This window comes from Pseudomonas sp. AC247, assembly GCF_979258015.1.
On record NZ_OZ409829.1, the window covers coordinates 5,288,019 to 5,305,513 of the forward strand.

Annotated in this window: 14 protein-coding genes; 8 read left to right on the forward strand and 6 right to left on the reverse strand. The window is 60.7% G+C overall.

Features of this window, described 5'->3' with window-relative positions; all coding sequences use genetic code 11:
* Positions 1 to 83: 83 nt before the first annotated feature.
* The 6 genes from ACZZ0B_RS23965 to ACZZ0B_RS23990 are packed head-to-tail and all read left to right on the forward strand — an operon-like array spanning position 84 to position 4,631.
* Positions 84 to 557, forward strand: coding sequence for a hypothetical protein (locus tag ACZZ0B_RS23965; protein ID WP_463546963.1), 474 nt, complete (start codon positions 84 to 86; stop codon positions 555 to 557).
* Positions 554 to 1,750: a beta-ketoacyl-[acyl-carrier-protein] synthase family protein gene (locus tag ACZZ0B_RS23970; RefSeq protein WP_463546392.1), complete on the forward strand. Its 1,197-nt coding sequence runs from the start codon at positions 554 to 556 to the stop codon at positions 1,748 to 1,750. The genes ACZZ0B_RS23965 and ACZZ0B_RS23970 overlap by 4 nt, the downstream gene beginning before the upstream one ends.
* A complete protein-coding gene (locus ACZZ0B_RS23975) occupies positions 1,747 to 2,211 on the forward strand; it encodes a hotdog family protein (RefSeq protein ID WP_158829919.1) in 465 nt (154 codons plus the stop codon). The genes ACZZ0B_RS23970 and ACZZ0B_RS23975 overlap by 4 nt, the downstream gene beginning before the upstream one ends.
* Positions 2,204 to 2,932, forward strand: a complete 729-nt coding sequence (fabG, locus tag ACZZ0B_RS23980) for a 3-oxoacyl-ACP reductase FabG (protein ID WP_008077232.1) — start codon at positions 2,204 to 2,206, stop codon at positions 2,930 to 2,932. The genes ACZZ0B_RS23975 and fabG overlap by 8 nt, the downstream gene beginning before the upstream one ends.
* Positions 2,932 to 4,167 (forward strand): beta-ketoacyl-ACP synthase, encoded by a 1,236-nt coding sequence (locus ACZZ0B_RS23985; RefSeq protein ID WP_463546393.1) that lies wholly within the window; start codon positions 2,932 to 2,934, stop codon positions 4,165 to 4,167. Before fabG ends, ACZZ0B_RS23985 begins: the two co-directional genes overlap by 1 nt.
* Positions 4,168 to 4,187: 20 nt before the next feature.
* A complete protein-coding gene (locus tag ACZZ0B_RS23990; protein ID WP_008077235.1) occupies positions 4,188 to 4,631 on the forward strand; it encodes a hypothetical protein in 444 nt (147 codons plus the stop codon).
* Between the two features lie 209 nt (positions 4,632 to 4,840).
* Here the strand turns inward: ACZZ0B_RS23990 and ACZZ0B_RS23995 are convergent, their stop codons facing one another.
* Positions 4,841 to 5,224 carry a type II toxin-antitoxin system PemK/MazF family toxin gene (locus ACZZ0B_RS23995; RefSeq protein WP_105706014.1) on the reverse strand — a complete coding sequence of 128 codons (384 nt, stop codon included), beginning with the start codon at positions 5,222 to 5,224 and terminating at the stop codon, positions 4,841 to 4,843.
* 191 nt (positions 5,225 to 5,415) lie between these two features.
* On the opposite strand from ACZZ0B_RS23995, the gene ACZZ0B_RS24000 reads away from it, so the two are divergent.
* On the forward strand, positions 5,416 to 5,853 hold the full coding sequence (locus tag ACZZ0B_RS24000) for a hypothetical protein (protein WP_008077237.1): 438 nt from the start codon (positions 5,416 to 5,418) through the stop codon (positions 5,851 to 5,853).
* Positions 5,854 to 5,906: 53 nt separating this feature from the next.
* Here the strand turns inward: ACZZ0B_RS24000 and ACZZ0B_RS24005 are convergent, their stop codons facing one another.
* A complete protein-coding gene (locus ACZZ0B_RS24005) occupies positions 5,907 to 6,803 on the reverse strand; it encodes a LysR family transcriptional regulator (protein ID WP_463546394.1) in 897 nt (298 codons plus the stop codon).
* A gap of 117 nt (positions 6,804 to 6,920) precedes the next feature.
* On the opposite strand from ACZZ0B_RS24005, the gene ACZZ0B_RS24010 reads away from it, so the two are divergent.
* Positions 6,921 to 8,195 carry an MFS transporter gene (locus tag ACZZ0B_RS24010; RefSeq protein WP_463546395.1) on the forward strand — a complete coding sequence of 425 codons (1,275 nt, stop codon included), beginning with the start codon at positions 6,921 to 6,923 and terminating at the stop codon, positions 8,193 to 8,195.
* A 139-nt stretch (positions 8,196 to 8,334) separates the two neighbouring features.
* Here the strand turns inward: ACZZ0B_RS24010 and hemE are convergent, their stop codons facing one another.
* The 4 genes from hemE to ACZZ0B_RS24030 all read right to left on the reverse strand — a co-directional run bounded on the left by hemE (position 8,335) and on the right by ACZZ0B_RS24030 (position 17,487).
* The gene (hemE, locus tag ACZZ0B_RS24015; protein WP_463546396.1) at positions 8,335 to 9,402 is read right to left on the reverse strand and encodes a uroporphyrinogen decarboxylase; all 1,068 of its coding nucleotides are present in this window, start codon (positions 9,400 to 9,402) and stop codon (positions 8,335 to 8,337) included.
* Between the two features lie 247 nt (positions 9,403 to 9,649).
* Positions 9,650 to 11,068 carry an FAD-dependent oxidoreductase gene (locus ACZZ0B_RS24020; RefSeq protein ID WP_007909438.1) on the reverse strand — a complete coding sequence of 473 codons (1,419 nt, stop codon included), beginning with the start codon at positions 11,066 to 11,068 and terminating at the stop codon, positions 9,650 to 9,652.
* Between the two features lie 33 nt (positions 11,069 to 11,101).
* Positions 11,102 to 15,547 (reverse strand): glutamate synthase large subunit, encoded by a 4,446-nt coding sequence (gene gltB, locus ACZZ0B_RS24025; protein ID WP_463546964.1) that lies wholly within the window; start codon positions 15,545 to 15,547, stop codon positions 11,102 to 11,104.
* Between the two features lie 350 nt (positions 15,548 to 15,897).
* Positions 15,898 to 17,487: an AAA family ATPase gene (locus tag ACZZ0B_RS24030; protein ID WP_463546397.1), complete on the reverse strand. Its 1,590-nt coding sequence runs from the start codon at positions 17,485 to 17,487 to the stop codon at positions 15,898 to 15,900.
* Positions 17,488 to 17,495 lie beyond the last annotated feature (8 nt).

Consider the following 17,495-nt stretch of genomic DNA (forward strand, 5'->3'; position numbering starts at 1 on the left):
GCGGTGGGTCAGCTGACTTTTTTTTTGAATGTATGACCGCTATCGCGAGCAGGCTCACTCCTACAGTTTGCGCAGTGCTGCGGATGGTAATGGTCGGCGGAATACTTCTGTTGAGTGCCTGCGCCAGTCACGCGCCATTGCCAGCAGGCAACCCTACATTGCCCCTGCCCCTGCAACTGCACATCGAGCGCGAGCAAGCCGGGCAACGCCAGGACTGGCTGCTGGTGATCCAGCGCGAAGGCCCCGGCATTCGCTGGTCGATGATGGACCCGCTGGGCATTCCCCTGGCGCGTCAGCAACTGATCGACGGGCAATGGCAGGCCGATGGTCTGCTGCCGCCGAACCCGGAGGCCCGGGAATTGTTTGCCGCGCTGCTGTTCGCGCTGACGCCGTCGGGCGAGCTGTTGCGCAACTATCCTGCGGCCGTGCAACAGGGTCAGCAACGCTCCCTGCCAGCACGTTGGGACGTGCGTTATGCACAACCGTCGAGCTTCGAATTGAACCTGCCCCAAGGCCCGCACTATCGCGTTTCTCCGCTGAGTGAATCGACGCCATGACCGCTTACCTGAATGCCCTCGGCGTGATCTGCGCCCTGGGTCGCGACAAGTCGCAAGTCGCACGCCATCTGTTTGCCGGCGACTGCTCGGGCATGCGTCGCGAGCCTGGCTGGGTGCCGGAGCGTGAATTGCCTGTGGCGGCGGTGCGGGGTGAGCTGGCGCCGATTCCCCCGCAACTCGCAGAGCAAAGCAGTCGCAACAATCAACTGCTGCTCGAAGCCGCGTTGCAGATTCGCGATGACATCGACCAGGCGATCCACATGTATGGCCGCGAACGTATCGGCGTGGTACTCGGCACCAGCACCTCGGGGATCGACGAAGCCAGCCGTGGCCTGGCGCATTTCATTCGCGAACAGCAATTCCCGGCCGAGTACGACTATCGACAACAGGAACTCGGCGCCCCGGCCAACTTCCTCGCCGACTGGCTGCAACTGAGCGGGCCGACCTACGTGATTTCCACGGCGTGCACCTCCAGCGCTCGCGCACTGATGAGCGCCCAGCGCCTGCTCGATCTGGGCCTGTGCGACGCGGTGCTGTGCGGCGGCGTCGACAGCTTGTGCAAACTGACGCTCAACGGTTTCTCGTCGCTGGAGGCGGTATCGGACGAGCGCTGCAATCCGTTCTCGGCCAATCGCAACGGCATCAACATCGGCGAGGCGGCCGTGCTGTTTCTGATGAGCAAGCAGCAAGGCGACGGCCCGGCCATCGCCCTGCTCGGCGCAGGCGCCAGCTCCGATGCGCATCACATTTCCGCTCCGGAGCCGAGCGGTCGCGGCGCCCTGCAAGCGATGCAAAAAGCCCTGGGCCGCGCCCGACTGCAGGCCGATCAGATCGACTATCTGAACCTGCACGGCACGGCCACCCAACACAACGACGCCATGGAAAGCCTGGCGGTGGCCGCGCTGTTCCCCGACGGCGTCGCCTGTTCCTCGACCAAACCGCTGACCGGCCATACCCTCGGTGCGGCTGGCGCGCTGGAAGCGGCGTTCTGCTGGCTGAGCCTGAGCGCCGACAACATCGATCACGCCTTGCCGCCGCACGTCTGGGACGGCCAGGCAGACCCCGCTCTGCCACCGCTGAAATGGGTGACCGCGAGCCAACGCCTGTCGTCCATTGCACCCCGCTACCTGATGAGCAACTCGTTTGCCTTCGGCGGCAACAACGTCAGCCTGATTATCGGAGACGCCCCATGACTGATTGGCCGCTCGCCGAACTGCTGCCCCACGCCGGCGACATGATCCTGATCGATACGATCCTCAGTTTCGACGATGAGCAGATTTTCACCCGGCTCACCGTCAAGCCTGACGGTCTGTTCAACCTGCCCGACGGCAGCCTGCCGGCCTGGGTCGGCGTCGAGCTGATGGCGCAAAGCGTCGCCGCCTTCGCCGGTTGCCACGCCCGCCAGAAAGGCAATGCGGTGGAGTTGGGTTTCCTGCTCGGCACACGCAAGTTCGAGTGCAACGTCGCCGCATTTCCCGTGGGCAGCGAGCTGACCATTCATGGCATCCGCTCACTGGAAGACGACAACGGCATGGGCGTTTTCGAATGCCATATCAACGCCCCCGGCATCGCAGCGACTGCCCGGTTGAATGTGTTCCGTCCGCCTGAAGCGGCTGATTATCTTGTGCAAAAAAAGGAGTCGAACGATGACTGAATCCGTACTGGTCACCGGCTCCAGCCGTGGCATCGGCCGCGCCATTGCCCTGCGCCTGGCGCAAGCCGGCCACGACATTGTCCTGCACTGCCGCAGCGGCGTGACTGAGGCGCAAGCGGTGCAGGCTGAAATCCAAGCGCTGGGGCGCCAGGCGCGCATCCTGCAATTCGACGTTGCCGACCGTGCAACCTGCAAAAGCATTCTGGAAGCCGACGTCGAAACCCATGGCGCCTATTACGGCGTGGTGTTGAACGCCGGGCTGACCCGCGACGGCGCATTCCCCGCGCTGAGCGATGACGATTGGGATGTGGTGCTGCGCACCAACCTCGACGGTTTCTACAACGTCCTGCACCCGGTGATGATGCCGATGATCCGTCGTCGCGCCGCCGGTCGCATTGTCTGCATCACTTCCGTCTCGGGGTTGATCGGCAACCGTGGCCAGGTCAACTACAGCGCCTCGAAGGCCGGCGTGATCGGCGCGGCAAAGGCGTTGGCGATCGAGCTGGGCAAACGCAAAATCACCGTTAACTGCGTCGCGCCCGGTCTGATCGACACCGCAATGCTCGACGAAAACGTGCCGGTGGAAGAACTGATGAAAATGATCCCCGCGCAACGCATGGGCACACCTGAAGAGGTGGCCAGTGCGGTGAATTTCCTGATGTCGGCGGAAGCCTCGTACATCACCCGCCAGGTCCTGGCGGTCAACGGAGGCTTGTGCTGATGAAGCGCGTCGTCGTCACCGGCATGGCCGGCATCACCTCGCTGGGCAGCGACTGGCCGACCATCGCTGGCAACTTTGCGGCCAACCGCAGCGGCATTCGCCGGATGGACGAGTGGGATCGCTTCAGCGAACTCAATACGCGCCTGGCCGGGCCGATCGATGATTTTGTCGTGCCGGCGCACTGGACGCGCAAACAACTGCGCAGCATGGGCCGGGTGTCACGGCTGGCGGTCGGCGCGGCGGAAAAAGCCCTCGCCGATGCCGGTTTGCTCGGCGATGAATCAATCAAGGACGGGCGCATGGGCGTGGCCTGCGGCTCGTCCACCGGCAGCACCGACGAGATCAAGGCCTTCGGCAACATGCTGCTCAACTCGGTGGCCGAGGGGCTTAACGCCAACTCGTACGTACGGATGATGCCGCACACCACCGCTGCGAATATCAGCATCTTCTTCGGCCTCACCGGGCGCCTGATTCCGACGTCCAGCGCCTGCACCAGCGGCAGCCAGGGCATCGGTTATGCCTACGAGGCGATCAAGTTCGGGCGCCTGCCGTTGATGCTCGCCGGCGGTGCCGAAGAGCTCTGCCCGACCGAAGCCATGGTCTTCGACGCACTGTACGCCACCAGCCTGAAAAACGATGCGCCGCAGACCAGCCCGCGTCCGTACGACAAGGGCCGCGATGGTCTGGTGATCGGTGAGGGTGGCGGCATGCTGGTCCTCGAAGAGCTCGAACACGCCCTCGCCCGCGGTGCGCACATCCACGCCGAGATCGTCGGTTTCGGCAGCAACGCCGACGGCCAGCACACCACCCGCCCGGAGCAAGTGACCATGCGCCGCGCGATGGAGCTGGCGCTGGAAGACGCCGGGCTGACGGCGGACGCGATCGGCTACGTCAACGGTCACGGCACCGCTACAGAACAGGGCGACATTGCCGAAACACTGGCGACCAGCAGCCTGTTCGGCGAGCGCATGCCGATCAGCTCGCAGAAAAGCTTCCTCGGCCACACCCTTGGTGCCTGCGGAGCGCTGGAATCGTGGTTCAGCATCGAAATGCTCAACAGCGACCAGTACGTGCACACGTTCAACCTCGACGAGGTCGACCCGCACTGCGGCAAACTCGATTACCTGCGCGGCGAATTTCGCCAGATGCACCACGACTACGTGATGAACAACAATTTTGCTTTTGGTGGCGTCAACACCTCGTTGATTTTCCGCCGCTGGCCGCAACCGAATTAATCCGGGTCAAGGAGACCTCCATGCACTTCAAGAAACTCGCTGTCGCCACCCTGCTGCTCTGCGCCCTGCCGACCGTCAGCCAGGCCCGTGACACGGCGGTTTACCTGCCGTTCGACAAAGCCGTCGCCGAAGCCACGCGTTCCGGAAAAATCGATGGCAGCGTCAAGTTCTACCTGGCCGGCAACACCCCGGCCGGCAAAGTCAGCGTCATCAGCCCCGGCGCCGTGACCAACAAGAAGACCAACGCCTTCAACAAGTCCGACGCAGAAGCCTGCCAATGGGTTGCACAGTCGGCCATCATCAGCCTGCACCAGGCCGCAAAAAGCGCCGGCGCCAATGCCGTGACCAACATCGTCAGCTTCTACAAGAGCAACGAGCGCAAGGACGCGCAGACCTACGAATGCCACGCCGGCGCCATCATGGCCGGTGTTGCGTTGAAGGGTGATCTGGCCAAGGTTCAGTAACCGCCAGAAACGACAAAGGGCGCCTTTGGGCGCCCTTTCACAAACAGGTTGGCTTGTCATGGCCGATTACCTGTCTGGCTCTGCGATGGCTGGTTACCCAGGATCCTCAGAGTCTCACAAGCCCCTTACGGGAACCCCCACAGTATTGCCTGAATTGGATTGCCGGACAACGGCTGGCGTTTGGCCTTGCCCTACCACCCCTGCTGCCATTACAGCCCAAGCGCGAGTCTAACGGCGGCTTTGACCGCAGAAAACTCGTCTATTGCAAGATGTGAAATCAGGTAAACGCGCCGTCCTTCTCGATCCTTGCTTTTTATACGGTCAAGCCGAGAAAGGCTAACTGTCGCCACCATGTCGCACTTTGCCCAGCATGTGGGGCTGGCGCCCTGCAGATGACTTGCGAGTTCAAGGTGGTGACCAAGCATGATATCGGGCGCCGTAGTACTCAGTGGCACGACGGTTACCAACAAGCTGTTAGTCCTGTGTTTACGTATGACAACTACGGGTCTGATCTTGACCATCTCAGGGACTTCATACCCCCTAAAATCACAAATCAGCACACTGCCCTCCTTGGGCTGGTAACGAAGTGGCATCCGTTGCGCTCACTGAAAAGAACCGATTTTGCGCAAAAAACGGAGTTTTCACTAAGGCTGTTCCGTTACTGAAAATGTAAGTTTCGCTACTGACTTCAACCTGCAACCTGAACAAGCAGCATCTACACTCCCTCAAACCACATCAGCACCATGCCTGCCCGCGCTTCTCTTTCACCGTCAAGGAGATGACCATGCAAGTGAAAGCTCTGATCGCCGCCACGCTTTTCGCTCTGTTACCGGGCGCCAGCCATGCCACCAACCTCATGTACATGCCGTTCGAAACCGTCGTGTCGGACGCGTTGCGGGCCGGGCGTCTGGATGGCAGTGTGAAGTTTTATCTGGCCGGCAATGGGCCGCAGGGGACTCAGCAGTTGCTGCGCCGGGAGGTGATCAGTGATCTGGGTACCAATGGTTTCAACAAGAGCGATCATGATTCCTGCGAGTGGGTGTTGCAGTCGAACCTGATCAAGTTGCAGGCGGACGCCAAACGGGTCGGGGCGAATGCGGTGGTCAATCTCGTCAGTTATTACGACCAGCATGTGCGCAAGGATCTCAATACGTACGAATGCCGGGCGGGGATTTTTGTCACGCGGGTGGCGTTGAAGGGGGATTTGGTGCGGTTGCCATAACGGCGAGATCAAAAGATCGCAGCCTGCGGCAGCTCCTACAGGGCTGCGATCTTTTAGGCGGACTCGACCTTGCGCGTGAGCAGGTCAACAAACGCCTTGGCCATCGGCGACTTCTGATCCTTGCGCTGCACCAGCCACACCGCCGTCATCGCTTCTGGATCGAGCAATGGCCGATAGACCACGCCATCGATGCGCATCCGCTGATACGACGCCGGCATCACCGACACGCCCAACCCCGCTGCCACCAGGCCGATAATGGTCATCGCCTCGCCGGCCTCTTGCGCGAAATGCGGACTGAACCCGGCGTCGCGGGCCAGGCTGAGCAATTGCGCATACAAACCGCTGCCGTAACTGCGCGGAAAGAACACAAACGGCTCATGCGCCAGCGCCGCCAGAAACAATCCCTCTTCCGAGCCCTGCGCCAGCGGATGCTTGGAACTGAGCACTGCTACCAGCGGCTCACGCATCAACTCGACTACGCTCAACGAATCCGGCAATCCCAGCGGGCGCATGATCCCCACCTCGATCGACTGATCAACCAAGGCATCGGCGACCATCGTGCTGCTCATCTCGCGCAGGTTCAGGTGCACCGCTGGAAAGCGTTGGCGAAAGGCAAAAATTGCTTGCGGAATGGTCGAGTTGAACGGTGCCGAGGAGGTAAAGCCGATCTTCAACTCACCCAGTTCACCGAGTTGCGCACGCCGGGCCACATCCGCCGCTTTATCAACCTGCGCCAGCACCAATCGCGCCTCTTCGAGAAACAATCGGCCAGCCTCGCTCAACTCGACCCGACGATTGGTCCGCTCGAACAATCGCGCGCCGACTTCTTGCTCCAGCGCCTGAATCTGCTGGCTCAGCGGGGGCTGCGAGATGCCCAGCACCTGAGCGGCACGGCCGAAATGCAGTTCTTCGGCGACAGCGATGAAGTAGCGCAGATGACGCAATTCCATGGAAACCCCATTAGGTCGTAAAAGCTCTCAAACAGGTCGAACAATATATTGGATAGAAACATTAGCCAGCTATATGATTTTTCATTGCCTGCCCGGCCGTGCCCTCCGAGGTCTGAAGTGAAAACTGCTGTTGCGCCCCTAGCCCATGAAGTCCCGCCTGCTGCGGCGGACGATGTCGTCGCCGAACTGCAAGAGATCTACATCGAAAAAGGCACGCCGATGTTCATGCGCACGGTGCTGGCGCTGTTCAGCGGCGGCTTCGCGACGTTCGCGCTGTTGTATTGCGTGCAGCCGATGATGCCGTTGCTGTCCCACGAATATGGGATCAACGCCGCGCAGAGCAGCCTGATCCTCTCGGTGGCCACCGGCATGCTCGCCATCGGCCTGCTGATCACCGGGCCGATTTCCGATCGGGTCGGGCGCAAACCGGTGATGGTTGCCGCTTTGTTCGCGGCGGCGCTGTGCACCATGGCCAGCGCGATGATGCCGAGCTGGCACGGCGTGCTGATCATGCGCGCGCTGATCGGGCTGTCGCTGAGCGGGCTGGCAGCGGTGGCAATGACTTATCTGAGTGAGGAGATTCACCCGCAACACATCGGCCTGGCGATGGGTTTGTACATCGGCGGCAACGCGATTGGCGGGATGAGCGGGCGCTTGATCACCGGCGTGCTGATCGACTTTGTCAGCTGGCACACGGCGATGCTGGTGATTGGCGGTCTGGCGATGATTGCCGCAGCGGTGTTCTGGAAGATCCTTCCGGAATCACGCAACTTCCGCTCGCGTTCGCTGCATCCGCGCAGCTTGCTCGACGGCTTCACCATGCACTTTCGCGATGCCGGTCTGCCGCTGCTGTTTCTAGAAGCGTTCGTGCTGATGGGCGCGTTTGTCACGCTGTTCAACTACATCGGCTATCGCTTGCTGGCCACGCCGTACAACCTCGATCAGGTGTTTGTGGGCTTGCTGTCGGTTGTGTATCTGTCCGGGATCTACAGCTCGGCGAAAATTGGTTCGCTGGCGGACAAGCTGGGGCGCCGCAAAGTGTTGTGGGCGACCATAGCGCTGATGTTCGCCGGCCTTGCCCTGACGATGTTTACGCCGCTGTTGCTGGTGATTGTCGGCATGTTGATTTTCACCTTTGGCTTCTTCGGCGCGCATTCGGTGGCGAGCAGCTGGATCGGTCGGCGCGCGACCAAGGCCAAAGGGCAGGCGTCGTCGTTATACCTGTTCAGCTATTACGCCGGGTCGAGTATTGCCGGCACGGCGGGCGGGGTGTTCTGGCATCTGGGCGGGTGGAACGGGATTGGTTTGTTTATCGGTTCGTTGTTGCTGATCGCGCTGCTGGTGGCGTTGAAGCTGGCGAAGTTGCCGCCTCTCGGTGGTGTCAAAGCCTGAAAGCAAAAGATCGCAGCCTTCGGCAGCTCCTACATTAATCCCATGTAGGAGCTGCCGAAGGCTGCGATCTTTTGATCTTGAAAAAACGCCCGGCATAAGCCGGGCGTTTTGTTTTCTGTTATTTAGAGCTGTGTGGCGATCACTCGTGATACTGCGCCGACAACTCATGTACCGCGCGCAAAAATGCACCGGCATGTTCCGGATCAACCTCAGGCGTGATGCCATGGCCAAGGTTGAATACGTGACCGCTGCCCTTGCCGTAGCTGGCCAGAATGCGTCCGACTTCAATGCGGATCGCTTCCGGTTTGGCGTAGAGCACGGTCGGGTCCATGTTGCCTTGCAGGGCAACCTTGTCGCCAACGCGGGCGCGGGCGTTGCCGATGTCGCAGGTCCAGTCCAGGCCCAATGCGTCGGCACCAGCCTCGGCGATGCTTTCCAGCCACAGGCCGCCGTTTTTGGTGAAGAGGATTACCGGCACTTTGCGACCGTCGTGTTCGCGGATCAGGCCGCTGACGATTTTCTTCATGTAGGCCAGCGAAAACTCCTGATACGCCGCCGCCGACAGGTTGCCGCCCCAGGTGTCGAAGATCTGCACCGCTTGCGCGCCGGCCATGATCTGGCCGTTGAGGTACGAGGTCACCGACTGCGCCAGTTTATCCAGCAACAGGTGCATGGCTTGCGGGTTGTCGTAGAGCATCGCTTTGGTCTTGCGGAAGTCTTTCGACGAGCCGCCTTCGACCATGTAGGTCGCCAGGGTCCACGGGCTGCCGGAGAAACCGATCAACGGTACACGCCCGTTCAGCTCGCGACGGATGGTGCTGACCGCATCCATCACGTAGCCGAGGTCTTTGTGCGGATCAGGGATCGGCAGGGCTTCGATATCGGCGAGGGTGCTGACGACTTTCTTGAAGCGCGGACCCTCACCGGTCTCGAAGTACAGGCCCTGGCCCATGGCATCGGGGATGGTGAGGATGTCGGAAAACAGGATCGCCGCGTCCAGTTGTGGATAGCGGTCGAGCGGTTGCATGGTGACTTCGCAGGCGAATTCCGGATTCATGCACAGGCTCATGAAATCACCGGCCTGGGCGCGGCTGGCGCGGTATTCCGGCAGGTAGCGGCCGGCCTGGCGCATCATCCACACCGGGGTGACGTCAACGGGTTGCTTGAGCAGGGCGCGGAGGAAACGGTCGTTCTTCAGGGCAGTCATGTCGGCATCCGGAAAAAAAGTGCGGGCATTTTCTCAGAGCGCGACGCAAAAGGCACGGATGCAGGTCAGCCTTTTGTCTATCGGGTCAATTTATCGTTATAAATACAGATCTTCGCAACACCACAAACAACTGTGGGAGCTGGCTTGCCAGCGATAGCATCACCTCGGTTTGCCTGACAAACCGAGGTGTCTGCATCGCTGGCAAGCCAGCTCCCACAGTTATTGCATTGCAGTCAGCTAGACGGGTTTAGACGCCCAGGTAATCAAGGATCCCTTCGGCAGCATTGCGGCCTTCGAAGATCGCCGTCACCACCAGGTCGGAACCGCGCACCATGTCGCCACCGGCAAAGATTTTCGGGTTGCTGGTCTGGTGCTTGTACTGACCCTGTTCAGGCGCAACGACGCGGCCCTGGCTGTCGGTCTGGATCTCGAACTGTTCGAACCACGGCGCCGGGCTCGGGCGGAAACCGAAGGCGATAACCACGGCGTCGGCCGGGATGATCTCTTCGGAACCCGGGATCGGTTCAGGGCTGCGACGGCCACGGGCGTCCGGTTCGCCGAGACGGGTCTCGACCACTTTGACGCCTTCGACCTTGTCTTCACCGACGATGGCGATCGGCTGGCGGTTGTAGAGGAATTTCACGCCTTCTTCCTTGGCGTTCTTCACCTCTTTGCGCGAGCCGGGCATGTTCGCTTCGTCACGACGATAAGCGCAGGTCACCGATTTGGCGCCCTGACGGATCGACGTGCGGTTGCAGTCCATCGCCGTGTCGCCGCCGCCGAGTACCACAACCTTCTTGCCTTTCATGTCGACGAAATCTTCCGGCGACTTTTCAAAGCCCAGGTTGCGATTGACGTTGGCAATCAGGAAGTCCAGTGCGTCATAAACGCCCGGCAGATCTTCACCGGCAAAACCGCCCTTCATGTAGGTGTAAGTGCCCATGCCCATGAACACCGCATCGTATTCTGCGAGCAGTTGTTCCATGGTCACGTCTTTGCCGACTTCGGTGTTGAGACGGAACTCGATGCCCATGCCAGTGAAAACTTCGCGACGATTGCTCAGCACGGTCTTTTCTAGCTTGAACTCGGGGATGCCGAAGGTCAGCAGACCACCGATTTCCGGGTTCTTGTCGAACACTACCGGTGTCACGCCGCCACGCACCAACACGTCGGCACAACCCAGACCCGCCGGGCCTGCGCCGATGATCGCGACACGTTTGCCGGTCGGTTTGACCTTGGACATGTCCGGGCGCCAGCCCATGGCGAACGCGGTATCGGTGATGTACTTCTCGACCGAACCGATGGTCACCGCGCCGAAACCGTCGTTAAGGGTGCAGGCACCCTCGCACAGACGATCCTGTGGACAGACCCGGCCGCAGACTTCCGGCAGGGTGTTGGTCTGGTGCGACAGCTCGGCGGCCTGAAGGATGTTGCCCTCGGCCACCAGCTTCAGCCAGTTTGGAATGAAGTTGTGCACCGGGCACTTCCATTCGCAATACGGGTTGCCGCAACCCAGGCAGCGGTGGGCCTGATCGGCCGACTGTTGGGGTTTGAACGGTTCGTAGATTTCGACGAACTCTTTCTTGCGTTGACGCAACAGTTTCTTCTTCGGATCTTTGCGCCCGACATCGATGAACTGGAAGTCGTTATTCAGACGTTCAGCCATTGTTAAAACCTCATCAAACTCTTCAGGCGCATATCACTGCGGGTTGGCACGAGTGCTGGAAAGCAACGATTTCAGGTTGGCAGCCTTGGGCTTGACCAGCCAGAAACGGCGCAGATAGTCATCGAGGTTTTCGGCGAGTTCACGACCCCACTCGCTGTCGGTTTCCGCGACGTACTCGTTCAGCACGTTTTGCAGGTGGCTGCGATAGGCTTCCATCGCCTCGCCGCTGATCCGCTGGATTTCCACCAGTTCGTGGTTGACCCGGTCAACGAAGGTGTTGTCCTGATCGAGCACGTAGGCGAAACCACCGGTCATGCCAGAGCCGAAGTTGTAACCGGTCTTGCCCAGAACGCAGACAAAACCACCGGTCATGTACTCACAGCAGTGATCGCCAGTGCCTTCCACAACCGTATGGGCACCGGAGTTACGCACGGCAAAACGCTCGCCTGCGGTGCCGGCGGCGAACAACTTGCCGCCGGTGGCGCCGTACAGGCAGGTGTTGCCGATGATGGCGCTTTCCTGAGTCTTATAAACGCTGCCCTTCGGCGGCACGATGGTCAGCTTGCCACCGGTCATGCCTTTGCCGACGTAGTCGTTGGCATCGCCTTCCAGGTACAGGTTCAGACCGCCGGCGTTCCACACACCGAAGCTCTGACCAGCAGTGCCCTTGAAGCGGAAGGTGATCGGCGCTTTCGCCATGCCCTGGTTGCCGTGCTTGCGGGCGATTTCGCCGGAGATCCGTGCGCCGATCGAACGGTCGCAGTTGCAGATATCCAGATCGAACTCGGCGCCGCTCATGTCGTTGATCGCCGACGAGGCCATCTCGAGCATTTTCTCGGCCAGCAGGCCTTTGTCGAACGGCGGGTTGCGCTCAACGCCGCAGAACTGCGGTTTGTCTGCCGGGATGTGATCGCTGCCCAACAGCGGCGTCAGATCCAGATGGTTTTGTTTGGCGGTCTGCCCTTCGAGGATTTCCAGCAGATCGGTACGACCGATCAGCTCTTCGAGGGAGCGCACGCCGAGCTTGGCCAGCCACTCACGGGTTTCTTCGGCGACGTAGGTGAAGAAGTTCACCACCATGTCGACGGTACCGATGTAGTGATCCTTGCGCAGCTTCTCGTTCTGAGTGGCGACGCCGGTGGCGCAGTTGTTCAAGTGGCAGATGCGCAGGTATTTGCAGCCCAGCGCGATCATCGGCGCAGTACCGAAGCCGAAGCTTTCAGCGCCGAGAATGGCTGCCTTGATCACGTCGAGGCCGGTTTTCAGGCCGCCGTCGGTCTGCACCCGAACTTTGCCGCGCAGGTCGTTGCCACGCAGGGTCTGGTGGGTTTCGGCGAGGCCGAGTTCCCACGGTGCGCCGGCGTATTTGATCGAGGTCAGCGGCGAAGCACCGGTACCACCGTCGTAGCCGGAGATAGTGATCAAGTCCGCATAGGCCTTGGCCACACCGGCGGCGATGGTGCCGACGCCTGCTTCAGCCACCAGCTTCACCGAAACCAGTGCTTTCGGGTTGACTTGTTTCAGGTCGAAAATCAGCTGCGACAAGTCTTCGATCGAATAGATGTCGTGGTGCGGCGGTGGCGAAATCAGGGTTACGCCTGGCACTGCGTAACGCAGCTTGGCGATCAGACCGTTGACCTTGCCGCCCGGCAGTTGCCCGCCCTCACCGGGCTTGGCGCCTTGCGCGACCTTGATCTGCAGCACTTCGGCGTTGACCAGATACTCCGGCGTTACGCCGAAACGGCCAGTCGCAACCTGCTTGATTTTCGAGCTCTTGATGGTGCCGTAACGTGCTGGATCCTCACCACCTTCGCCGGAGTTGGAACGCGCACCGAGGCGGTTCATGGCTTCGGCCAGGGCTTCGTGAGCTTCCGGCGACAAGGCGCCCAGCGAGATACCGGCGGAGTCGAAGCGCTTGAGCACCGATTCCAGCGGCTCGATTTCACTGATGTCCAGAGGCGTGTCGAGGGTCTTGACCTTGAACAGGTCGCGGATCATCGACACCGGACGGTTGTCCACCAGCGAGGTGTATTCCTTGAACTTGGCGTAGTCGCCCTGCTGCACGGCGGCTTGCAGGGTGTTGACCACGTCCGGGTTGTACGCGTGATATTCGCCACCGTGGACGAACTTCAGCAGACCACCCTGCTGGATCGGCTTGCGCGGACTCCAGGCTTCGGTGGCGAGTGCTTTCTGCTCGGCTTCGATGTCGACGAAACGCGCACCCTTGATGCGGCTCGGCACGCCACGGAAGCTCAGGTCGCAAACTTCTTCGGACAGGCCGATGGCTTCGAACAGCTGCGCACCACGGTACGAAGCGATGGTCGAAATGCCCATCTTCGAGAGGATCTTCAGCAGACCTTTGGTGATGCCTTTGCGGTAGTTCTTGAACACCTCATAGAGGTCGCCCAGCACTTCACCGGTACGGATAAGGTCGCCCAGCACTTCGTACGCGAGGAACGGATAGACCGCCGAGGCGCCGAAACCGATCAGCACCGCAAAGTGATGCGGGTCACGGGCGGTCGCGGTTTCAACAAGGATGTTGGAATCGCAACGCAGGCCTTTTTCGGTCAGGCGGTGGTGCACGGCACCGGTCGCCAGCGAGGCGTGGATCGGCAGCTTGCCCGGGGCGATATGGCGGTCGCTCAGGACGATCTGGGTGCGACCGGCGCGCACGGCTTCTTCAGCCTGATCGGCCACATTGCGGATCGCCGCTTCGAGGCCAACGCTTTCGTCGTAGTTGAGGTCGATGATCTGCCGCTCGAAACCCGGGCGGTCAAGGTTCATCAGCGAGCGCCACTTGGCCGGCGAAATCACTGGCGAGCTGAGGATCACACGCGAGGCGTGTTCCGGCGACTCCTGGAAAATGTTGCGCTCGGCACCGAGGCAGATTTCCAGCGACATCACGATCGCTTCACGCAGCGGGTCGATCGGCGGGTTGGTGACCTGCGCGAACTGCTGGCGGAAATAGTCGTACGGCGTGCGCACGCGCTGCGACAGCACGGCCATCGGCGTGTCGTCGCCCATCGAGCCAACGGCTTCGTAGCCTTGTTCGCCGAGCGGACGCAGGACCTGATCGCGCTCTTCGAACGTGACCTGATACATCTTCATGTATTGCTTGAGCTGATCGACGTCGTAAAAAGCCGAACCGTGATCGTTGTCTTCCATGGTCGCCTGAATGCGCAGGGCATTCTTGCGCAGCCATTGCTTGTACGGATGACGGGACTTCAGACGGTTGTCGATCGCGTCGGTGTCGAGGATCTGCCCGGTTTCGGTGTCCACGGCGAGGATCTGACCCGGGCCGACACGGCCCTTGGCGATCACGTCTTCAGGCTGGTAATTCCAGACGCCGATTTCCGAAGCGACAGTGATGAAACCATTGGTGGTAGTGACCCAGCGTGCCGGGCGCAGACCGTTACGGTCGAGCAGGCATACCGCGTAGCGACCGTCGGTCATCACAACACCAGCCGGGCCGTCCCACGGCTCCATGTGCATCGAGTTGTACTCGTAGAACGCACGCAGATCCGGGTCCATGGTTTCGACGTTCTGCCACGCTGGCGGAATGATCATCCGCACACCACGGAACAGGTCGATGCCACCGGTGACCATCAGCTCGAGCATGTTGTCCATGCTGGAAGAGTCGGAACCGACACGATTGACCAGCGGGCCGAGTTCCTCCAGATCCATCAGATCGTTGGTGAACTTGGTCCGACGGGCCTGTGCCCAGTTGCGGTTACCGGTGATGGTGTTGATCTCGCCGTTATGGGCGAGGAAGCGGAATGGCTGCGCCAGCGGCCATTTCGGCAGGGTGTTGGTGGAGAAGCGCTGGTGGAACACGCAGATCGCGGTTTGCAGGCGCTCGTCACTCAGGTCTGGATAGAACGCGGCCAGATCGGCCGGCATCATCAGGCCTTTATAGATGATGGTCTTGTGCGAAAAGCTGCAGATGTAGTGGTCGGAGTCGACGGCGTTGGCCACCGACGAACGACGACGCGCACTGAACAGCTTCACGGCCATGTCCTGATCGCTCAGGCCTTCGCCGCCGATGTACACCTGCTCGATCTGCGGCAGGCGCTCAAGAGCGAGGCGGCCGAGGACGCTGGTGTCGATCGGCACTTTGCGCCAGCCGATCAACTGCAGGCCTTCAGCGAGGATCTCGCGGTTCATGTTCTCGCGAGCGGCTTCGGCCTTGACCGGGTCCTGGTTGAAGAAAACCATGCCCACCGCATATTGCTTGGGCAGCTCGACGCTGAAGGTTTCCTGGGCAATCGCGCGCAGGAACGCATCAGGCTTCTGAATCAGCAGACCGCAACCGTCACCGGTCTTGCCGTCGGCATTAATCCCACCGCGGTGGGTCATGCAGGTCAGGGCCTCGATGGCCGTTGTCAAAAGGGTATGACTGGGTTCGCCCTGCATATGGGCTATCAGGCCGAAACCGCAGTTATCCTTGAATTCATCTGGTTGGTACAGACCTGCTTTCATAGACACTTTCTCACCAGGCTGCCTCTTTTCGAGGCAAATTTCTTTTCAATTCAACCACTTGCATTCCGCGCCGAACGTACGCCGGCTTAGCGGGGGCAAAAGGGTGGTCATTGTACACAGCGACACAGAGGCTCACAAATTTGACGACGAAATGTCGCAAATTCATGTCGCATTTGTGAAAGGTTTAAAGCGATCTGCTGTGCTAGTCAAAACTTTTTTAATTCTGACTGCAACGACTCAAAGACTACTATGACGCAGACACCACAAGGCACGCGGCCTGTGAAGGCGGCGCGCACTCGTAGAAATTTTGAGGTGCTTGGAGAGGCGGCCTGGGTAAGGCCGCCGAATCTTCAGCGAGTTGTTGCCAGTTCCTGTTGGACGCTGGCGACAGTGCGAGGCCAAGGTTTACCAGCCTGAACCTTCGCTGGCAAGGCCTTGATGGCAGAAACGGCTGCATCACGATTGGCGAAGTTGCCGTAGGTGATCACGTAGAGCGGCTTGCCGTTGAGGACTTTCTTGAAATAACGGTACTCGCCGCCCTGCTCCTTGACGAAGTTTTGCGCGGCCGCTTCGGAACTGGTGCCGAGGATCTGCACCACGTAGTTACCGGTTGGCTGACCGGCGTACCAGCTGCCACCGGCGGCTTTGGCGACGGTCACCGGCTTCTCGGCAGGCTTGGCTGCTGCAACTGGCTTGGCTGGCGCAGGAGCCGGTTTTGCCGCTGGCGCTACCGGAGCAGGCTTGGCAGTGGCAACCTGAGTCGGGGCCGGCGCTGGCTTGGCGGCAGGCACCGGAACCGGTGTCGGTGCAGGACCGGCTGGAACGCCCACTGGAGGCGCCGACGTGGTCACGGTAGGCGGTGTCGCGCTGGAGCCTTCCAGAGGCACACCGTCGTCGCCTTCAGTGATACCGCCAGCCGCTTCAGCCAGCGGGCCGCGCATGACCGGTTGCGAGTTGCCGACCAGCGGCAACGGCATCGGTTGCGTATTGCCGGCGAACTCGACGTTCGGCGCGGCGCCATTGGCACCTTGACCCAATGGCAACTGTGCCTGTTCATTGGCCGGCGCGCCGGTGGTTGGCGCCTTGTTGCGACCCGGCATCAACCAGGCGGCGGCGACCGCGACCACAACGACGGCGGAAATCGCCAATACGTGTTTCTTCGGCATGTTGAACCCCATACTTGGACGCTTGACCGCAGAGCGGCTGGCAATCATGACTTCGATCAGAGCATCGCGAGCGACCTGGTTGATGTTGCCCGGCCAACCCTCGGCACTTTCGTGAATATCAGAGATCTGATCCGCGGTGAAAAGTTCGACACCCCGGCCTGCACCTTCGAGCCGTTGGTCGAGATATTCGCGGGTTTCTTCTTCGGTGTACGGCTGCAATTCGATGACGTGGAAGCGCTCCTCTTCGAGGTGCAAAGCCTCGAGCTGAGCGATCAGCGACGACTCACCGAACAGGAATACGTGCGGTCGACCTTCCGGTGCACCGGCACCCAGCGCCATCAACGCTTCGAGAGCGGATTCGTCGAGCTGCTCGGCGTCATCCACCAGCAGATAGACTTCCTGGCCGGTCAGCGCGAGCTGCACTACCTGATCCAGAATCGCACCGACCTCGGCCTGGGCCACGTTCAACGCCTGAGCCACTTGGCGCAGGACGCCAGCAGCATCGCCGGCACCACGGGCGGAAACCACCACGCTCTGCACCGATTGCTTGTTGGTGCTGGCGACCAGCGCCTGACGCAACAGAGTCTTGCCACTGCCTTGCGGGCCGGTAACCACCAGCAGCAACTGGCTGTAACGCGCCAGATGATGCAGTTGACCCAGCACCGGTTTGCGCTGGGCCGGGAAGAATTTGAAGCCCGGCACGCGTGGCGCGAAGGGGTCGTGACTTAACTGGAAATGGCCGAGGAACGCCTCGTCGGCATGCAAACTAGTCATCGGAATCT